Source organism: Kitasatospora sp. NPDC001527, assembly GCF_040298605.1.
Lineage (GTDB): Bacteria > Actinomycetota > Actinomycetes > Streptomycetales > Streptomycetaceae > Kitasatospora.
In genome coordinates, this window is the sequence record NZ_JBEPAM010000089.1 from 1 (window position 1) to 15,551 (window position 15,551).

Below are 15,551 nucleotides of genomic sequence, written 5' to 3' on the forward strand. Positions count from 1 at the left end.
CGGCACGCAGGCGGTGCCGCAGCTGGCCACCCGAGCACGGCGGACACACTCAGGCTACCGGGCAGCTGGCCGACGGCGACGAGCTCCTCCCGCACCGCGGCCACGATCCGGCGCCTGGACCAGGGGGTCAGGTCGTGGGCGGGGGCGTGACCTGGCAGACGACGACGAGCTCCAGGCGGGGAACGACGTAGTAGGCGAGCAGGCCGCCGGCGACGTCGAGGTAGCGCATCGGCTCGCCGCTGCCCTGGTAGGAGGTGCCGTCCAGGTAGAGCGCTTCGGCGGCGCGGACGAGTTCCACAGCCCTGTGCTCGACGGCGGCGAGGAAGCTGGCCGGGGCGCCGGCGGTGACGTGCTGCTCGCTGGGGAGGTACTCCCAGCTCCAGGTCACGCGTTCACCGCCGCGTAGGCGGCGCGGTAGAGCTCGGCGACGGTGGTGGCGTGCTCGCGGCACTCCTGGACGGTGCCGGCGTGGTTGGCGAGGTAGTTCGCCCGGTGCCAGGCCTGGGCGGTGGTGGGGTGCCGCTCGATCTCCACGACGGCGGCCCAGTGCGCCACGAACGAGCGGATCGGCTGGACGCTGCCCGTGGCGATGGCCTCGGCCATCGCCTTCGTCTGCCCGTCGATCATCTCGGGGAGACGGTCCGCGGCGACGACGGCCAGCGCGGCCTTCAGCGCGGCCGGACTCTGCTCGGGCCGGGGGATCAGCTCGACTCCGTCGTGCACGGGCTGACTCATGGCAACGCTCCCTCTCTCGTCTGATGCGAGGCTACCCGCTCCGGGCCGTACGGACGGTCGGCGGCCTCACGCGGCACCACGGGCGGGTTCAGGCTCCGGCGGGCGAGCGATGCGCACCGGGACCGCCCCGGCCCGGGTGGCGCAGGCGACGGCCAGCGCGGCGCGGTGGCGCTCACGTTGCCGGTGACGCTCCGCCCGTACGTCCCCTGGCCAGCCGCCTGCCCGGCCGGTCCGGTTCCATGCGGCACACCATGGACCCCACCGAGGACGAGCTGGCGGTGGTGCACTCCGTTCACCTGGAGTCGCTGGTCGGGGACGCCACCGGCTACCACCGCCTCCTACGGCAGCTACCGTTGGCTTCACCACGCCGAAGAGGGCAGTCTGCCCGGTACGGGGCCGGACGTGAAGCGTGCGGCAGATGCCGAGGTAGCAGGCCGCTCCCTGCACGCACGGGCCGGACGGAGCATAGGCGCTAATGCGGTCCAGCCCCAGGGCCAGTGGTCGCGCAGGCCTCCGCCGGCGGTGCCGAGGGTCCAGCCGGCGGCACCGCCTACGGCCTGGTGGCCGCCTGGGCCGCCCAGGCGGTCCCCGGCGCGGCGGCGGTGGCCGAGCTGACCGACCTCGACGAAGCCGTCGCCGGGGCCGGCCTGGTGATCACCGGCGCGGGTCGCTTCGACGCCACCAGCCTGCTCGGCAAGGCGGTTGGCGAGGTCCTCGCCCACGCGCAGCGGGCCGGTACCCCCGCCCGGGTCGTGGCCGGCGAGGCCACCGGCCCCGGCGCCCTGACCTCACGGAGCTGTCCGGCGACCCGGCCGACGCCCGCGAACGGGCTGCACACTGGCTCACCGCCGCCGGTGCCCGGCTGGCCCGCGTGCGGACGGCCGGCTGACCGCAGGGCCGGTGCCCGCAGGCGCCGGCCCTGCGGTTCACCCGGACGCCGCCGCGTGGTGCCTGTGGCGGAAATCGCGGATCACATAGACGGTTCGTATGAGAAATGCTCACTACGTACAGGCCGGCCTCGCGACCTCCGCCGCGCTGGCGGCCCTGCTCGTCGGCTCCCCCCAGTACACCGCGGCCGCCGCGGGGACCCGCACCTTCGCCTACACGGGCGCGCCCGAACAGTACGTCGTTCCCGCGGGCGTCTGCGAGATCGCGGTGGACGCGTTCGGAGCCGCAGGCGGAAGCGCCGTCTACGGCTCGCCCGGCGGCAAGGGCGGTGAGGTCCGGGCGACGCTCCAGGTCCACGCCGGTGACGTCCTCACCGTCGACGTGGGCCAGGCGGGGAGCGGCGGTGACCTCCTCGTTCCCGACAGCGTGGCCCACGGCGGCTACGGCGGTGGCGGGCAAGGAGGGTCCGCGACCGCCGAGCACCGCCCCGGCAATGGCGCCATCGGCGCCGGGGGCGGTGGTGCCACCACCGTGACGGCCGCCGGAACCGCCCTGGTCATCGCCGGCGGCGCAGGCGGCGGCGCCGGCAGCTTCAGCGACAACGGGACCGGACGCGGCGGTGACGGCGGACAGGACGGGACCGACGGCGCGGACACCGGGGCGGCCCAGGCCGGCAAGGGCGGCAAGTCCGGTGGCCACGGCGGCGCGGGAGGCGCGGGCGGAACCGCCACCGCCGGCTCCGACCACGACGGCTCTCCGGGCGGCGCCGCCGCCGGCGTCCGCGGCGGCGACGCGGCCGTCAACGTCGGCGACATCCACATGGGAACCGGCGGTGGAGGCGGCGGCGGGGCTCACGGCGGCGGAGCCGGCGGCTCCTCCACGGGCAGCACGCTCGACGCCGGCGGGGGCGGCGGAGGCTCCAGCCTCGGTCCCGCCGGTGCGGCCTTCACCACCGGAGCGCGCAGCGGCGACGGCGAGGTCCGCATCGAGGAGCACATCTGCGCCACTCCTTCCCCCTCCCCGACCGCCACCACCAGCCCCTCACCCTCACCCTCACCCTCACCCTCACCCTCACCCTCACCCTCACCCTCACCCTCACCCTCGCCGTCCCCGACCGCCACCACCAGCCCCTCACCGACCCCATCTCCGACCGCCGCCACCACCACGACCGCCACGTCCACGTCCAATCCCACCCACACCGCGAGCCACGGCGGCACCGGCGCCCCCTCCCCCACCGGAGGCCCGAGCCACCACCCCGCACCCACCCCGCGACCCGGCGGCGGAGGCGACCAACTCGCCGAGACCGGAAGCATGACGCCGGCGCTCCTGCTCGCCGGGGCGCTCTCGCTGGGGGCCGGAGCCGCCGCGCTCCGCCGCACCCGACGCAGGGACCGCCGCTCCTGAGCGGCGTCTGAACCGCACCTGACGCCAACCGGTGCCCGGCCCCGCCCCACGCGAGGGTCGGGCGCCTTCCCATCCTCGCGGTGGACGGAGTGCCGGGCCTGCCTCTCGCGCGGCCTCGGCGCGCAGACCTCTCGTCCTTGCGTGCGGCAGCGGCGCGGCTCAACTGGTTTACGGTGCCGGGGTGTTCCCGTCGAGGAGCATCCGCTGGTACTCGGCCGGCTGCCCAGGCTCCAGGATCGGGCAACACCCATGCCCCGAAGGGCCGTTCGACGACCCCGGGCCCCTGCTCCACCCAACCTAGCGACACGTGCGCACACGAGGTGGCTAGATCTCGGAAAGTCCTACTTCGGATATTTCCAGCTCCCTGCCGCCCAGCCGGCACCGCCACCGGCCCTGCCCGTCCTGGCGCATCGGCAGCAGCACCAGGTCGGCCAGCACCGGCCGCTTCCTCCACGACCGCGGCACCTCATGCTCGGCGTCTCTCCCCTGCAGCCACCGGCCCGGAACCGGCACCGTGTGCCGCACGATCCGGCTCCCCGCCCGCATGGACGTAGACACACACCGCACGGCCGCTGTCCGCGCCCAGGCGCGTCGTCAGCAGTTCCTCGGCCACCGGGCGCTCACTGAGCACGGACAGGTCGCCGCGCACATCGAACGGCGCACACACCGTTGTCCACTCGGCCAGCTGGCCCTCAGCCGCAGCCGAGGCCATCCGCTCGGCATCCATCCGCTCCAGTTCACGCCGCGCCGCCGCCTCCAGCCCCTCGCCGAAGTCGTCCGCGTACACGGCGTCCACCAGGCGCTGCACATCACCCGGAACCGCGATCGCCTCGTTGCCCGGCTCCGCCAGCAGCAGGCTGGTGCGCCGCAGCAACGACGCGTCGTACACCGTCCCCCAGCTGCGCGGCGCACGCACCGCGCCGTCGTCGTCGAGTGGTTCCAGCACCCTGGACATCGAGACCGCACGGGCCGCCGCCGACACCGCCGCCCGCCTCAAGGACCGCATGGCCGCCGGGGAGAAGATCTCCGGCCCCGCCGCCCGCCGCGCCCTGACCGCGGCAGCGACCGCGCCCCGCTTCGAGGGACGCACCATCACCGCGAAGTACCCCAAAAAGGCCGCCGCCTTCCTGGCCCGCGACGGCCTGGTCCTGTTCGACAACCCCGACGCCCACCTCATCTGCGTCTTCAAACGCGACACCGCGCTCTGCGACCCCGAACCGGACGCCGTCACACCGAACCAGTTCGCCTGCCAGCCGGGCTGCGGCAACGCCGTGCGCACCGACACCCACGCCACCGGCCTGCACCAGCGGGCGGATGAACTCGTCACCCTCGCGGCCTGCGCGCCCGGCCCCATCGGCCGACGCCTGGCCCTCAACGCCGAACGCCTGCGCAACCTCGCCGCCACCCACCACACCACTGCCCAGCACGCCGAGGACCTGACATGAACCAGCAGCACCAGGACGAACGCACCCGCATCCGCGCCGCGATCGACCGCCTCCTGACCGGCCAGGCCACCACCAGCGACGGAGCCCTGACCGTCGTCTCCCTCGCCGCCGAAGCCGGTGTCCACCGCATGGCCCTGCTCAAACGGCACGCCGACCTGAAGAACGAGTTCTACGACCGCGTCCGCACCGAGACGCCCCAAATCCCCGAGACCGAGACCCGGCTGCGCAACGAGGTGACCACGCTCAAGGAACGGATCCACGACCTGACGCAGGAGAACTCCGCGCTGAAGGACCGGGCCACCCATCTCGCCCTCGCCGGCGCGGTCCTGGCCGACCGGCTGCGCGAGGCAGACAACAGTGACCGGCTGCCCCACAACGTCTCCCGCCTTCCAGCACCCTGACCCCGCGCCGACGCCAGCCGAGGGCGACGAGCGCGGCTGGCGTCGGCACCCTGTGCGCGGCCAGCCGCACCCGTGTGGTCGGGCTGTGGCTCAGACTTCGAGTTCGTCGGCAACGTTGCCGAGCATGCCGGCGACCTTGGCGCCGGACGTCCTGTCGGGCTACCTGCCGCGTTGGCGGCGCGGAAGCCGGCCGACGGCTCTGCCGGCCGGGGAGACACCCGCCTCGCGGTGGAGACTCTGCCTGGCGGACTGTCTCCCGGCCCGAGGCCTGGGCTTCTCCCTGCCCGGGGTCAGTTCTTCGGCTCGTAGCGGTAGGTGCACTTGGCGTCCTCGGACGTCTTGTTGTACGCCGCGTAGAGTGCGGCCTTCTCGCTGTCGTCTGGGTACCAGGGGATGGTCTTGTCGAGGACGGTCTGGGTGCCTGCGTGGTCGATGCGCAGGTGGACGGTGAAGCTCTCGGGGAAGACCGAGTTCTGGGTGGTGCCGGGGGCGTTCGCCGGGGGGTAGTTCACGGTGATGTCGTATCCATCGGGTGGGATCGTGGCGCCGTCCTGCAGGCAGGTCCGTGCGAGGGTCTCGAACTGGAACCAGACGCCGGGTCTGCGGTTCAGTGTTTTGCGGAGCTGGGGGACCATGTTGTAGCGGGTGTCGACCCCTTGTACTGCGGCGCCGACCAGGTGGCCGCCGTCCCAGCTCTCGGATGGGTTCGGGCCGCCGACGGGCGTGCCGTCGAGTTCTCCGGTGAATCTGCCGACGGTCCCGGAGCAACCGGTGCGGTCAAAGCTGCTCCCGACGTAGCGCAGGGGGCTCGCGTTGACTGCGTGTACGGGGCGGCCTGCGTCGTCGGTCTGGTAGTCGAAGCCGTAGACGATGTCGTGGAAGTCGGCGTTGGTCGCGATGTACGACTCGCAGGGCACCGACGGCACGCCGGAGGGGTAGGGCCATTTGACGGCGATGGCGGGCTGGCCTGTGAGGAGGGGGTAGGCCAGGGCGGCTGCGGCGAGGACAGTCGCGGTGGAGCCGAGGGCCCAGCGTCGCCGGCGCTGACGGGGGGAGTCGCGCGGGGGCCGGGGCACTGGGGTGGCCCGGGTGAGGCCGGGGGAAGGGCGTTCGGCCTGGTCGGTGGTCATGGCCGGGAGGTCTCCTTCGGTGTGGGCGCGGGGTGGCCGGGGCGGCGGCCGGCAGGGTTGCCGGCAGGTGGGAACGGTCGTCCGCGCGGTGGGCGGGCGGGGCGGGGTGCGCGCGGCGGTGGGCTTGCCCGGCGGGATCGTGGGCCGGGCAGGCGCAGGCCGGGGTCACAGGTCGAGGGTGATGGCGGGTTCGGCAGTGGTGGCGCCGGCAGCCAGGGTGGCGAGCGCGGTGAGGGTCCAGGCGGAACCGGGCGGCAGGGCGGGCAGGGAGCGCCAGGTGATGGTGCGGCCGTCGGTCGTGGCGTTGGGGCCGGCTTCCTTGACGGTGAGGTCGGTGGAGGCGGTGGCGGTCAGGGAGCGTTCGGGGCTGGTGGAGGTGCCGTCGTTGGCGACGGTCCACTGCCAGAAGACCTCCTGCCCGGGCGTGGGCGGGTCGGGCCAGTGCTGGGCCTGGGCCTTGAGGATGGTGGAGGAGGTGAAGCGCACCACGGTGGTGGCCTTCGCGCTGTCGCCCGGGGGAACGGTGAGGACGGCGGCGACGTCGCCGCTGCCGGTGGCGTCGGCGGCGGCGTGGACGGTGGCGGTGAGGGGGACATCGGTGTGGGCGGGCAGTTTGCCCAGGGCCGCGGTGACGGTGGTGCCGTTGCGCTTCAGGTCGGCGGGGTGGCCGTTGACCGTCACCTGCTGCACGGTGAGCTGGCGGGGCGTGGTCAGGGTGAAGGTGGCGTCGGTGTCGGTGGTCTGGGTGCCGTTGACGGCGGTCCAGGTGAGGTCGCTGGAGGCGCCGGCGGTGATGTGCCGAACGCCGGCCGGGCGGGGTGTCAGGGAGGTCGGGGCGGTGTCGGCTCCGGCCTGGACGCCGGCTTTGGCGGTGGGCACGGTGTCCTGCTGGGTGCCGGTGGTGAGGGTGGCGGTGGCGCTCTGGGGGCCAGCGGCGGCGGTGGCGGTGAGGGCCACGGTCACGGCGGTGTCGGGATTGCGGGGGGTGGCCGGGAGCGGGACGGTGATCGTTGCGCCGGTGAGGGCGGTGTCCTGGCGGGCGCCGTTGACGGTGACCTGGGTGGGGGTCAGGCCGGCGGTCGGCTTGATGGTCAAGGTGGCGCCGCCGTGGGTGGAGGGGCCGGTCGCGGTGATGGAGAAGATGAAGGTGACGGTTTCGCCGGCCTTGACCTTCAGGGGGGAAGCGGAGGCGGCCAGGGCGAGGCGGGTGAGGGTGGTGATCGCGGCGGAGACCGGGTTGGTGGTGTCCTTCGCGTTGTTGTCGCCGGTGGCTGTGGCCGTCGCGGCGGGCAGGGTGCCAGTGGCGTCGGGTGTGATGTCGACGTCGACGGAGGCGATCCAGGTGGCGCCGGTCTTCAGGGTGCCGCCGCTGTTGATGGCGCTCTTGTCCCAGGTGACGGTCCCGGGTCCGGTGGCCTTGCCGCCGCGGGCCGGGCGGACGTTGGCCACGGCGGTGGCGGGCAGCTGGGCGGTGAGGCTCAGGCCCGTCACGTCGGTGGTGCCGTCGTTGGTGAGGGCCCAGGCGTAGGTGGCGCCGAGGCCGGCGGTGACCGGGGAGGGCAGCAGGGTCCCGGTGGCGCGCAGGCCGGTGCCCTTCGCCTTGATCACGGCCTTCGCGGTGTCGGTGACCGGGGTCTTCAGCCCGTCGGCGGTGGCGGTGACGGCCGCCGTAAGGTCCTGGGTGTGCCCGTCGGGGATCTTCCCGGTCAGGACGATTTGGACGGGGGCGTCGGCGTCGGTCAGCTCGTGGTCGAAGGTGTGGGTGGGGGCGGTGGCGGGCACGTCCTCGCCGTCGACGGTGATCCGGGGGTTGTCGAGGCCGGAGGCCGGCAGGGTGAGGGTGACCTTGGTGTTCTCGGCGGTGTGGCCCGGGGCGGCGCGCAGGGGCCAGGTGAAGGTGACGTCCTGTCCGGGCCGGGCGGGCTGGGGGTGGGTCTGGCCGGGCGACAGCAGCAGGGCGCTGGACGCCTGGACGGGAACCTGGGTCGAGGCGAAGGCCGGTGTGGCGTGGCCGCCGGTGGCCCAGGCGGTGGCGCTCTTGGTGTCGGCGGCGCCGTCACGGACCTTGGCGCTGGCGGTGATCGTGGCCTTGGCGCCCTTCGTGAGGGTGCCCAGCGACCCGTAGGCGAAGGCGGCGTCGCGCGACCAGGTGCCGTCGCCCGTGACGTCGGTCAGCTCCAGGGTGTCGGGCAGACGGAGCTGGACGGCCACCGAGGTGGCGTCCTCTCCTCCGCGGTTGGACAGCTCCCACGTCAGCGTGACGCTCTGCCCGGGGGCGGGCCTGGCCGGCGACAGGGTGGTCCTGGTGAACCACAGATGCGTGATCTTGTTCTTCTTCTCGTCGTCGTCCGGGTCCTCGTTCTCCGGCTGGTCGGGCTCGGGCCCGTCGGGTCCGTCGGGCCCGTCGGGCCCGGATCCGAAGCCGCCGAAACCGCCCCAGAACGAGAGGATGCCGAGGAAGGAGAAGATCGACACGAAGAGGCCGGAGACGATCCCGAACACGGACAGCAGGCTCGTGACGAGGCTGGTGATGCCGATACCGGGGACGATGCCGCCGACGGGGCCGCCGCCGATGCCGCCGACCAGGCCGAGCTTGGGGTCGTCGGGGTGGGTGAGCGCGCCCAGGCTCAGAAAGGCGGCCTTGATGTCGTCGGGGGCGACGGTCCACACCAGCGCCTTGTCCTTGACCGTCACCCGCGCCGTCGTGGCCGGCGTCGCGGCCAGACCCGTCGCGGACACCACGGCGGGCACCTCCAGATCCCCGCCCGGCGCGTCCTGGTCGACGCGGGCGACCACCGTGATCCACCAGTACGCCCCCGGCTTGAGGGTGCCCGCCTGGTTCGACGTCAGGGTGCGCTTGTCCTTGTCCCACACCCCCGCGGTGTCCAGGTACTCCCCGGCGGGGGTCAGCCCCACGGGCAGGGTGACGGTGGCCTTCACCCCCTGCGCGGTCCCCTGCCCCCGGTTGGTGATCTTCCATGCGAACGCGACGTGCCCGCCCTTGCCGGCCTGCGCCGGGAACACCTTCCACGAGGGGATCGCCAGCACCGCCAGCCTCGCCGGGCCCTTGGGCGTGACCGGCAGCGTGACGTCCTTGCCGACGGTGCCGCCGCCGGCCGGGGGTCGGGCCTCCACCCGCACGGCGCACGACTCGTCATGGTCGCCGGGCGTGACGTCGGCGGTCAGCGTGAAGCGCTGCACCGCGTCGGTGCCGGTCAGCTTCCAGACGAGGCTCTGGCCGTCGACCGTGGCCCCGGGCGGGGTGAACGAGACCCGCTTCGCCTGCGCCGGCAGCAGGGCGCTGACCGTCACGTCGTTGAGCGACCCGCCGCCGGCACGCTGCACCTGCCAGGAGAACACCACCCCCGCGGTCGTCTCACCTCCCGGGACCGGGGACGGCGTTGCCCCTTCCCCAGAAATCGTGACGGCCCCGGCCGGCGGCTTCTCCTTCGCGGTGACCGGCAGCGTGATGTCCTTGCCGACGGTGCCGCCGCCTGGGGGCCGGACCTCCACCCGCACGGCGCACGAGGTGTCGTTGTCGCCGGGGGTGACGTCGGCGGTCAGCGTGAAGCGCTGCACCGCGTCGGTGCCGGTCAGCTTCCACGTGACGCTCTGGCCGTCGACCGTGGCCCCGGGCGGGGTGAAGGAGACCCGCTTCGCCTGCACGGGCAGCTGGGCGCTGACCGTCACATTCCTGAGCGACCCGCCGCCGGCCCGTTGCACGTCCCAGGAGAACAGCACCCCGGTGGTCGTCGAGCCCGCCTCCACCGACGGTGGAAGTGTTCCCGTTCCGGACACCGTCACGGCCCCGGCCGGCGGCGCCTCCTTCGGGAGGACGTCGAGGGCGATGTCCGTGGCATCCGATGTCGCCCCGTCGGCGGACCGGGCGTTCACCTGCACGGCGCACGACTCGTCATGGTCGCCGGGGGTGACGTCGGCGGTCAGCGTGAAGCGCTGCACCGTATCGGTGCCGGTCAGCTTCCACGTGACGCTCTGGCCGTCGACCGTGGCCCCGGGCGGGGTGAAGGAGACCCGCTTCGCCTGCACGGGCAGCTGGGCGCTGACCGTCACCCCCTGCAGGGAGCCGCCGCCTGCCCGCTGCACGTCCCAGGAGAACTGCGCCCCGACGGTCGTCGATCCCGCTTTCACCGAGGTCGGCGAGACCGCCGCACGTGTCACATCCACCGCGCCCGCCACTGGCGTGGACACCGGCGAAGCGGACACGGTGACGCTCCCGTTGGCCGTCTTGCCGGAGGGGGTGGCCGCGGTGAGCTGGAGCGTGGCGGAGGATCCGGCCGCGAGGGTGACGTCGGCGACCAGGGCGAAGCGCTGCGAGACGCCGGTGGTGCCCAGGGTCCAGGTCAGCGGGCGGGCCGTCAGGCTGTCCGGCGCCGGTGTGCACGCGACCGCCTTCACCCCCAGGGGAAGCTGCGCGCTCACCTTCACCCCCTGCACCGAAGCGGCACCGGCGGCGGCGTCCACGTCCCAGGAGAACAGCACGCGCTGGTCGGCCTTGCCGCCCTCCACCGCGGCGGGCGACACGCCCGCCTGGGTGAGGGCCACTCCGCCGGAGGCCACTGCCTTGACCACGACGTCGCCCGCCGCGCTGTCCCCGCGGCGGGGGGTGGCCGTCACCCGCACCCGGGCCTCGTCGGCGTCGGTGCCGGGGGTGAGGTCGGCGGTGAGGTCGAAGTCCCGGGAGGTGTCCGTGCCGGTCAGGGACCAGGTCAGCGGGTTGGCCGTCAGGCTGTCCGGCGCCGGCGTGCAGGCGCTCGCCCGCACCCCGGCCGGCAGCAGCGCGCTCACTTTCACCCCGTCCAGCGGCACGGTGCCCGCGCGCCGCACGCTCCACGACAGGTGGACGTTCTTCGTCGTGGCCCCGGCCGCGACGGAGGCGGGAAGCGCCTGCCGGTCCGTGACCGTCAGGGCGCCCGGCTGATCGGCCTCCAGCACGACGGGCGCCCACGCGCTCTGTCCGGACGGGGACGCCGCCGTGACCTGGACCCGGGCTTCGCCGGCGTCGGCCGCCAGGGCGACACCGGCGGTGAGGGCGAAGTGCTGCGAGACACCGGTGCCCGTCAGCGACCAGGTCAGCGGATTCGCCGCCAGGTCGTCGGGCTGCGGGGTGCAGGCACTCGCCTGCACTCCGGCCGACAGCAGGGCGCTCACCTTCACGCCGTTCAGTGACCCGCTGCCCGCGCGTTCGACGTTCCACGAGAACACGGCCTGGTGCGTGGTGCCGTCGGCAGGCACGGCCGGCGGCTGCGCGTCCGTGCCCGATACGCTCAGCGCACCGTCGCCGAGCGCGGTGACGGTGATGGCACGGGAGGCGCGGCCCGGCTGCCAGTCGGGTCCGGGGGTGTCGTTGTCGACGGTCACCTGGGCCGCCAGCGTGCTGCCGGCCGTGGGGACGGCGGGCAGCAGAGCCGAGACCCGGTACGACGCCTCCTTGGGGCAGTCGTGGCTGTACTGCCAGGTGACCGTGTCCGTGGTCGCCGACACCAGCAGATTGCCGGCGGCCTTCGGGTCGAAACTCTTGACCGTGGCGCCCGCGGGCAGCGCCAGAACGACGGTCTCGCGTTCCGGCGTCCTGAGCCCGGTGTGGGTGACCTTCCAAGTGAAGTCCACCTGCCGGCTCTCCCCGACCGGCACGACGTCGGGAACGGCCGCGGCATCCGACACCCGCACCACCGCCGTCGCGGCGGCCCTGGCCTGCCCTAGCACGCGCACCCGGTGATTCTTGGTGTCGGCCATGTACAGATCCCCGCCGGACGTGACGACCAGGCCGGAGAAGAAGCTCAGCCAGATCCGGGCCGTGGGAGCAGGCCCGGGGTCGGCGTCGGTCCCTGCGGTGCTGCGTGACCCGACGACGGGTACCGTTTTCTGCCAGCCCGGAGGCAGCACGTACAGGCCTTCGTTGAGGCCAGCATAGTACGCGCCGTCGCCGCCGATGCAGACCGTCCGTCGGAAGCCGAGGCCGCGTACCTCGGTGATGATGCCTCGCAGGTCGACCCGCCATGTCCTCCCAGCGTTGTTGTTGCCCTGATTACCGGTGATGTACAGGTTCCCGCCGTCGTCCAAGGTCAGCGCGGTCAGCTTCACGCCCTTGAAGGAGACGTCGAGGGCCTGGGCTCCATCGGTGACCGGCTTGGTGGAATCGGGGTTGCCCGCGTACCTGGTGATGTTGCCGTCGGGACCGATCCTGCGGACCACGTGGTTTCCGCTGTCCGCGATGTACAGGTTTCCCGCGGCATCGGCCGCGAGCCCGGTCGGTTCGCGGAGCCGGGCCTTGCCGGCCGGGCCTCCGTCCCCGCTGTTCCCATCCCCCAACGTGCCCACGATGGTGGAGATGGCACCGTCCGACGTGACCCTGCGTACACCGTGCGCCACGGTGTCGGCGATGAACAGACTCTCGTCAGGGCCCAGAGCCAGGCCTCGCGGTTCGTACAGGCGGGCCTTGGTGGCATTCGGACCGTCACCGTCGGACCCCGGCTTCCCAGTGCCGACGACGGTGGTGATGCTGCCCGAAGCATCGATCTTCCGCACACGGCGGTGCCCCGTGTCGGCGATGAACAGAGCACCGTCGCTACGGCGCAGCGCCAGTGCGGTGGGCGAAGACAGGCTGGCGAGGTCGGCGCGCTGGCCGTCGCCGAGGTCGCCGTCGGGTTTCCCGGTGCCGGCGAACGTGGCGATGTAGCCGGGCTGCAGCGTCTTCCCGGAGGGCAGGGTGACCATGAGGACTGTTGCGTCCTTCCCGATGAGGGTGTCGATATGTCAGGTGGTGCGGACCGGCGGGGCGGGGGCGCCTGCGGAGCGCGGCGGCTTCGGCAGGCGGGCCAGCCGCGGTCCGGATTCCGGCGACCGGCTTCGGGGACACGCCTCGCGTACCGCTGTGGCCGCAGCGGCTCCGGTCGGGCTGTGCGATGCCTTGCCGGGCTGCGCGGAGTGGTGGTGCTGGGGGTGGGGCCGGCCGCTCCACCTCACGGTGGACCGGCCGTCGGCCCGTCTGGCTGCGGGCTTGCGGGTGTTACTCGTTCTGCTGCGCGAGGAGGTTGGCGACGGTGTTGTGGGTGTCGTTCTTGTCCGGGTAGTCCACCGTGATGTCGATGGACAGGGACTTGTTCGCGAAGACGACGTGGGACTCGTCGTCCGGGGAGGAGATCTCGACGACGCCGTTGCTGCCGTCCTGGACGACGGTGTACCAGGCGCCGGAGTCCTTCTTGACGGTGGCGCCCTGGGGGACGTCGAAGGAGAAGCTCCAGCGCCGGACGTCGGCCTGGCCTGCGGTGAGTGTGAACTCGTACGGGTAGGCGTACTTCCCGCCGTCCTGGTAGGCGGTGCTGCGGAGCTTCTGCGAGGACGCCAGCGGCAGGCTGATCACGAGGTTGCGGACCACGTAGTTGCTGGTGGATCCGCCGGTCGCGGCGGACAGGCCGAGCTTGAGGGTGTCGGGCAGCGGTTCCTGCCCGGTGCCGTGCGGGATCTGGAAGTCCGCGATCAGCTTCTGGACGCCGCCCGGCGGGCGGAATCCGGCGGTCACCTTCCCGTCGAGGATGGTCAGGTGCACGCGCGCCGGCGCTTGCCTGGTCAGCGACAGGTCGTGGGGAAGGTCGGCACCCGTCAGGTAGTCGAAGCCGTTGTTGCCGTCGCCCGAGCCGCGGACGACCATGCTGTTCGGCTTCTGCCCGGGCCCGCCGGTGCCGGCCTCGACGGGGTTGGAGAACGACCCGAACTGGTCGACGCCGATCCCCAGGTACCCGGCCGTCACCCCGGGCTTGGTGCCCTTCTCGTAGAACGCGTAGCCCAACGCGCCGCCGGGACCGCCGGGGCCCGTGGTCTTCGCACCGTCGATGAGGAAGAACGAGATCCCGTCGCCGGGCGGCTCGCTGCCGGTGTCGTGGTAGGCGGCCAGGTCGAACTCCACCCGGATGCCGAGCTTGCTGGAGAACGCCCGGTCCAGCAGCACCGTTCCGGTCTGGAACGTCTTGTCCGGCACCAGCCGCAGCCACCCCTCGACGAGGGCGGCGGCCCCGGAGAACTTCCAGCCCTCCGGGACCGTGCTCCCGGAGAACGGCTCCTTGATCGGGAACGTCTTGGGCATCAGGAGGTTCCTCTCATCGCGTCGGTACAGGGGCGGAGGGCACTCGGCGCACCCCACCCCTTGTTCAATCGGTGTGCGAACCGATGTGGTCGATAACCGGTCCGGGCGACTCTCAGGGAGATCTGACAGGGCCTGGGAATGGTCGTTCCCATACGACCCAGCTGTGTAGCCACCCTCGCGCGTGAACCCGCCCGACCCCGGGTTGACACCGGCGCGCCCACAGACGCAGGGAACCGCCCCGTCCGCACTGCCGGCGAGTACGGCGCAACGGCCCCCAGGGCCCTGGGGTGCGGTGCGCGGAGGCCCGGGTCATGGCCCGTGCCGACCTGGCGGGAAACAGCGGCACCGCGTTGCCGCCTTCAGGCGAACACAGCTGCGGGGCGGCACTGCGGCGCCCTCCGGTTCGTCCGCCGCCGCGGTGGCGGCCTGCGAGCCGGGACCGGGAGAGCCACCAGAGCCGCGGCTCGGGAGAAGGCCTACCCGCACTCCTGTCCGGCGCAGGTCCGGTCCGACGGCACCCCGGCGGCTTCGGCGCACTTCGCGCCGGGCAGGCCGGGCCGGCGCGGCACAGCGCAGCGCGAGAGCGACGACGCGGGTGCGCTCCAGCCGGCTCATGACCTGGCGCGGCGTGGCGGGGTCGAGACAGCGGGTGAGGCCGTAGACGGCCTGATCCTCTGGTGAGCGCGCAACGGACGCCTCACCATCGGTCTGTTCCCCGCCCGCAGCCGCGGTGCCGTGACTCTGTGGGCAGCCCGGCATCCCCTCGCGATCGCAGGGGGGTAGCCCCTCGGGCGGGCCGGGCCGAAGGTGTCGACCACCAGGTGGTGGCCAGCGCCTTCGCGGCGTCCGGCGGTCAGGACCGCCCTGGGGCTTCGGCACGGTCAGGGCTTGCGGTTGAGGAGGAGGGCGAGGATGGTGCGGGCTTCTCGGCGGCGGGAGGGGGGCGAGCGAGGTGATCCAGGTCGTCGGGGCCAGGCTCTCGATCCCCGGCCAGGAGGCCAGCGTCAGCTCGTTCCCTCAGCTGTTGAACAGAAGAACTTGACAGGGAATTCGAGCGCGGCTCGGTGGGATTCTTCGGGTTCCCGCAGCCGGTTGTAGTGCCGGGTCAGAATCGCTTCCCGCTGGGCGGTGGCTTCGTCAAGCGCGGCCTGGCGGGCGAGGGCCTGTTCGCGCATCTGGCGGCGCAATTCCTGGTAGGCGGTGTGGTCGGCGAGCGGGGGCCGGGCCGACGGCGCCGGTGCGGGGCGAGGAGCGGGCCGCTCGTCGACGTCGGGGTCCGGCTGGGGAGCGGGGGCGGGGGCGACGCGGATGTCGATGGCGGTCACGGTGCCTGGCCGCAGCTGGTGGAGGGTGGTGAGGATGTGTCGGGTCTGGTAGCGGAGCTGGGCGGCCCAGGCCGGGGAGTCGGCGGTCACGCGCAGGCGGCGGGTGGTGGGGTCGTAGCCGG

The 15,551-nt window shown here is 73.2% G+C and carries 11 protein-coding genes and 1 pseudogene; 4 read left to right on the forward strand and 8 right to left on the reverse strand.

What is annotated here, in order from left to right; translation table 11 throughout:
* Positions 1–127 precede the first annotated feature (127 nt).
* Positions 128–388 (reverse strand): hypothetical protein, encoded by a 261-nt coding sequence (locus ABT238_RS37605; protein WP_350806650.1) that lies wholly within the window; start codon positions 386–388, stop codon positions 128–130.
* Positions 385–735: a hypothetical protein gene (locus ABT238_RS37610; protein WP_350806653.1), complete on the reverse strand. Its 351-nt coding sequence runs from the start codon at positions 733–735 to the stop codon at positions 385–387. The genes ABT238_RS37605 and ABT238_RS37610 overlap by 4 nt, the downstream gene beginning before the upstream one ends.
* A gap of 497 nt (positions 736–1,232) precedes the next feature.
* On the opposite strand from ABT238_RS37610, the pseudogene ABT238_RS37615 reads away from it, so the two are divergent.
* Both ABT238_RS37615 and ABT238_RS37620 read left to right on the forward strand, forming a co-directional pair.
* A pseudogene (locus ABT238_RS37615) lies at positions 1,233–1,493 on the forward strand (glycerate kinase); the annotation flags it as partial.
* Between the two features lie 229 nt (positions 1,494–1,722).
* Complete coding sequence (locus tag ABT238_RS37620) at positions 1,723–3,027, forward strand: LPXTG cell wall anchor domain-containing protein (protein ID WP_350806655.1); 1,305 nt, start codon at positions 1,723–1,725, stop codon at positions 3,025–3,027.
* A 324-nt stretch (positions 3,028–3,351) separates the two neighbouring features.
* On the opposite strand, the gene ABT238_RS37625 is transcribed toward ABT238_RS37620, so the two are convergent.
* Both ABT238_RS37625 and ABT238_RS37630 read right to left on the reverse strand, forming a co-directional pair.
* The gene (locus ABT238_RS37625) at positions 3,352–3,573 is read right to left on the reverse strand and encodes a hypothetical protein (protein WP_350806659.1); all 222 of its coding nucleotides are present in this window, start codon (positions 3,571–3,573) and stop codon (positions 3,352–3,354) included.
* The gene (locus ABT238_RS37630) at positions 3,494–3,901 is read right to left on the reverse strand and encodes a hypothetical protein (protein ID WP_350806662.1); all 408 of its coding nucleotides are present in this window, start codon (positions 3,899–3,901) and stop codon (positions 3,494–3,496) included. Before ABT238_RS37630 ends, ABT238_RS37625 begins: the two co-directional genes overlap by 80 nt.
* Between ABT238_RS37630 and ABT238_RS37635 the strand changes: the two genes are divergently transcribed.
* Positions 3,888–4,472: a hypothetical protein gene (locus ABT238_RS37635; RefSeq protein ID WP_350567748.1), complete on the forward strand. Its 585-nt coding sequence runs from the start codon at positions 3,888–3,890 to the stop codon at positions 4,470–4,472. The two genes, ABT238_RS37630 and ABT238_RS37635, sit on opposite strands and share 14 nt — an antisense overlap.
* Complete coding sequence (locus tag ABT238_RS37640; RefSeq protein ID WP_350567751.1) at positions 4,469–4,873, forward strand: hypothetical protein; 405 nt, start codon at positions 4,469–4,471, stop codon at positions 4,871–4,873. The genes ABT238_RS37635 and ABT238_RS37640 overlap by 4 nt, the downstream gene beginning before the upstream one ends.
* Positions 4,874–5,163: 290 nt before the next feature.
* On the opposite strand, the gene ABT238_RS37645 is transcribed toward ABT238_RS37640, so the two are convergent.
* The 4 genes from ABT238_RS37645 to ABT238_RS37660 form a co-directional block, all read right to left on the reverse strand.
* The gene (locus tag ABT238_RS37645; RefSeq protein ID WP_350567753.1) at positions 5,164–6,003 is read right to left on the reverse strand and encodes a DNA/RNA non-specific endonuclease; all 840 of its coding nucleotides are present in this window, start codon (positions 6,001–6,003) and stop codon (positions 5,164–5,166) included.
* Between the two features lie 165 nt (positions 6,004–6,168).
* Positions 6,169–12,738: a hypothetical protein gene (locus tag ABT238_RS37650; protein ID WP_350806669.1), complete on the reverse strand. Its 6,570-nt coding sequence runs from the start codon at positions 12,736–12,738 to the stop codon at positions 6,169–6,171.
* Between the two features lie 292 nt (positions 12,739–13,030).
* A complete protein-coding gene (locus ABT238_RS37655; RefSeq protein ID WP_350567757.1) occupies positions 13,031–14,104 on the reverse strand; it encodes an L-type lectin family protein in 1,074 nt (357 codons plus the stop codon).
* Positions 14,105–15,108: 1,004 nt separating this feature from the next.
* The coding region (locus tag ABT238_RS37660; protein ID WP_350806673.1) for a DciA family protein at positions 15,109–15,551 on the reverse strand (443 nt) is incomplete at its 5' end.

Coding starts and splice junctions, on each gene's coding strand:
- ABT238_RS37610 (WP_350806653.1), bottom strand. CDS start 735: ATGAGTCAGCCCGTGCACGACGGAGTCGAGCTGATCCCCCGGCCCGAG.
- ABT238_RS37620 (WP_350806655.1), top strand. CDS start 1,723: ATGAGAAATGCTCACTACGTACAGGCCGGCCTCGCGACCTCCGCCGCG.
- ABT238_RS37625 (WP_350806659.1), bottom strand. CDS start 3,573: ATGCGGGCGGGGAGCCGGATCGTGCGGCACACGGTGCCGGTTCCGGGC.
- ABT238_RS37640 (WP_350567751.1), top strand. CDS start 4,469: ATGAACCAGCAGCACCAGGACGAACGCACCCGCATCCGCGCCGCGATC.
- ABT238_RS37645 (WP_350567753.1), bottom strand. CDS start 6,003: ATGACCACCGACCAGGCCGAACGCCCTTCCCCCGGCCTCACCCGGGCC.
- ABT238_RS37650 (WP_350806669.1), bottom strand. CDS start 12,738: ATGGTCACCCTGCCCTCCGGGAAGACGCTGCAGCCCGGCTACATCGCC.
- ABT238_RS37655 (WP_350567757.1), bottom strand. CDS start 14,104: ATGCCCAAGACGTTCCCGATCAAGGAGCCGTTCTCCGGGAGCACGGTC.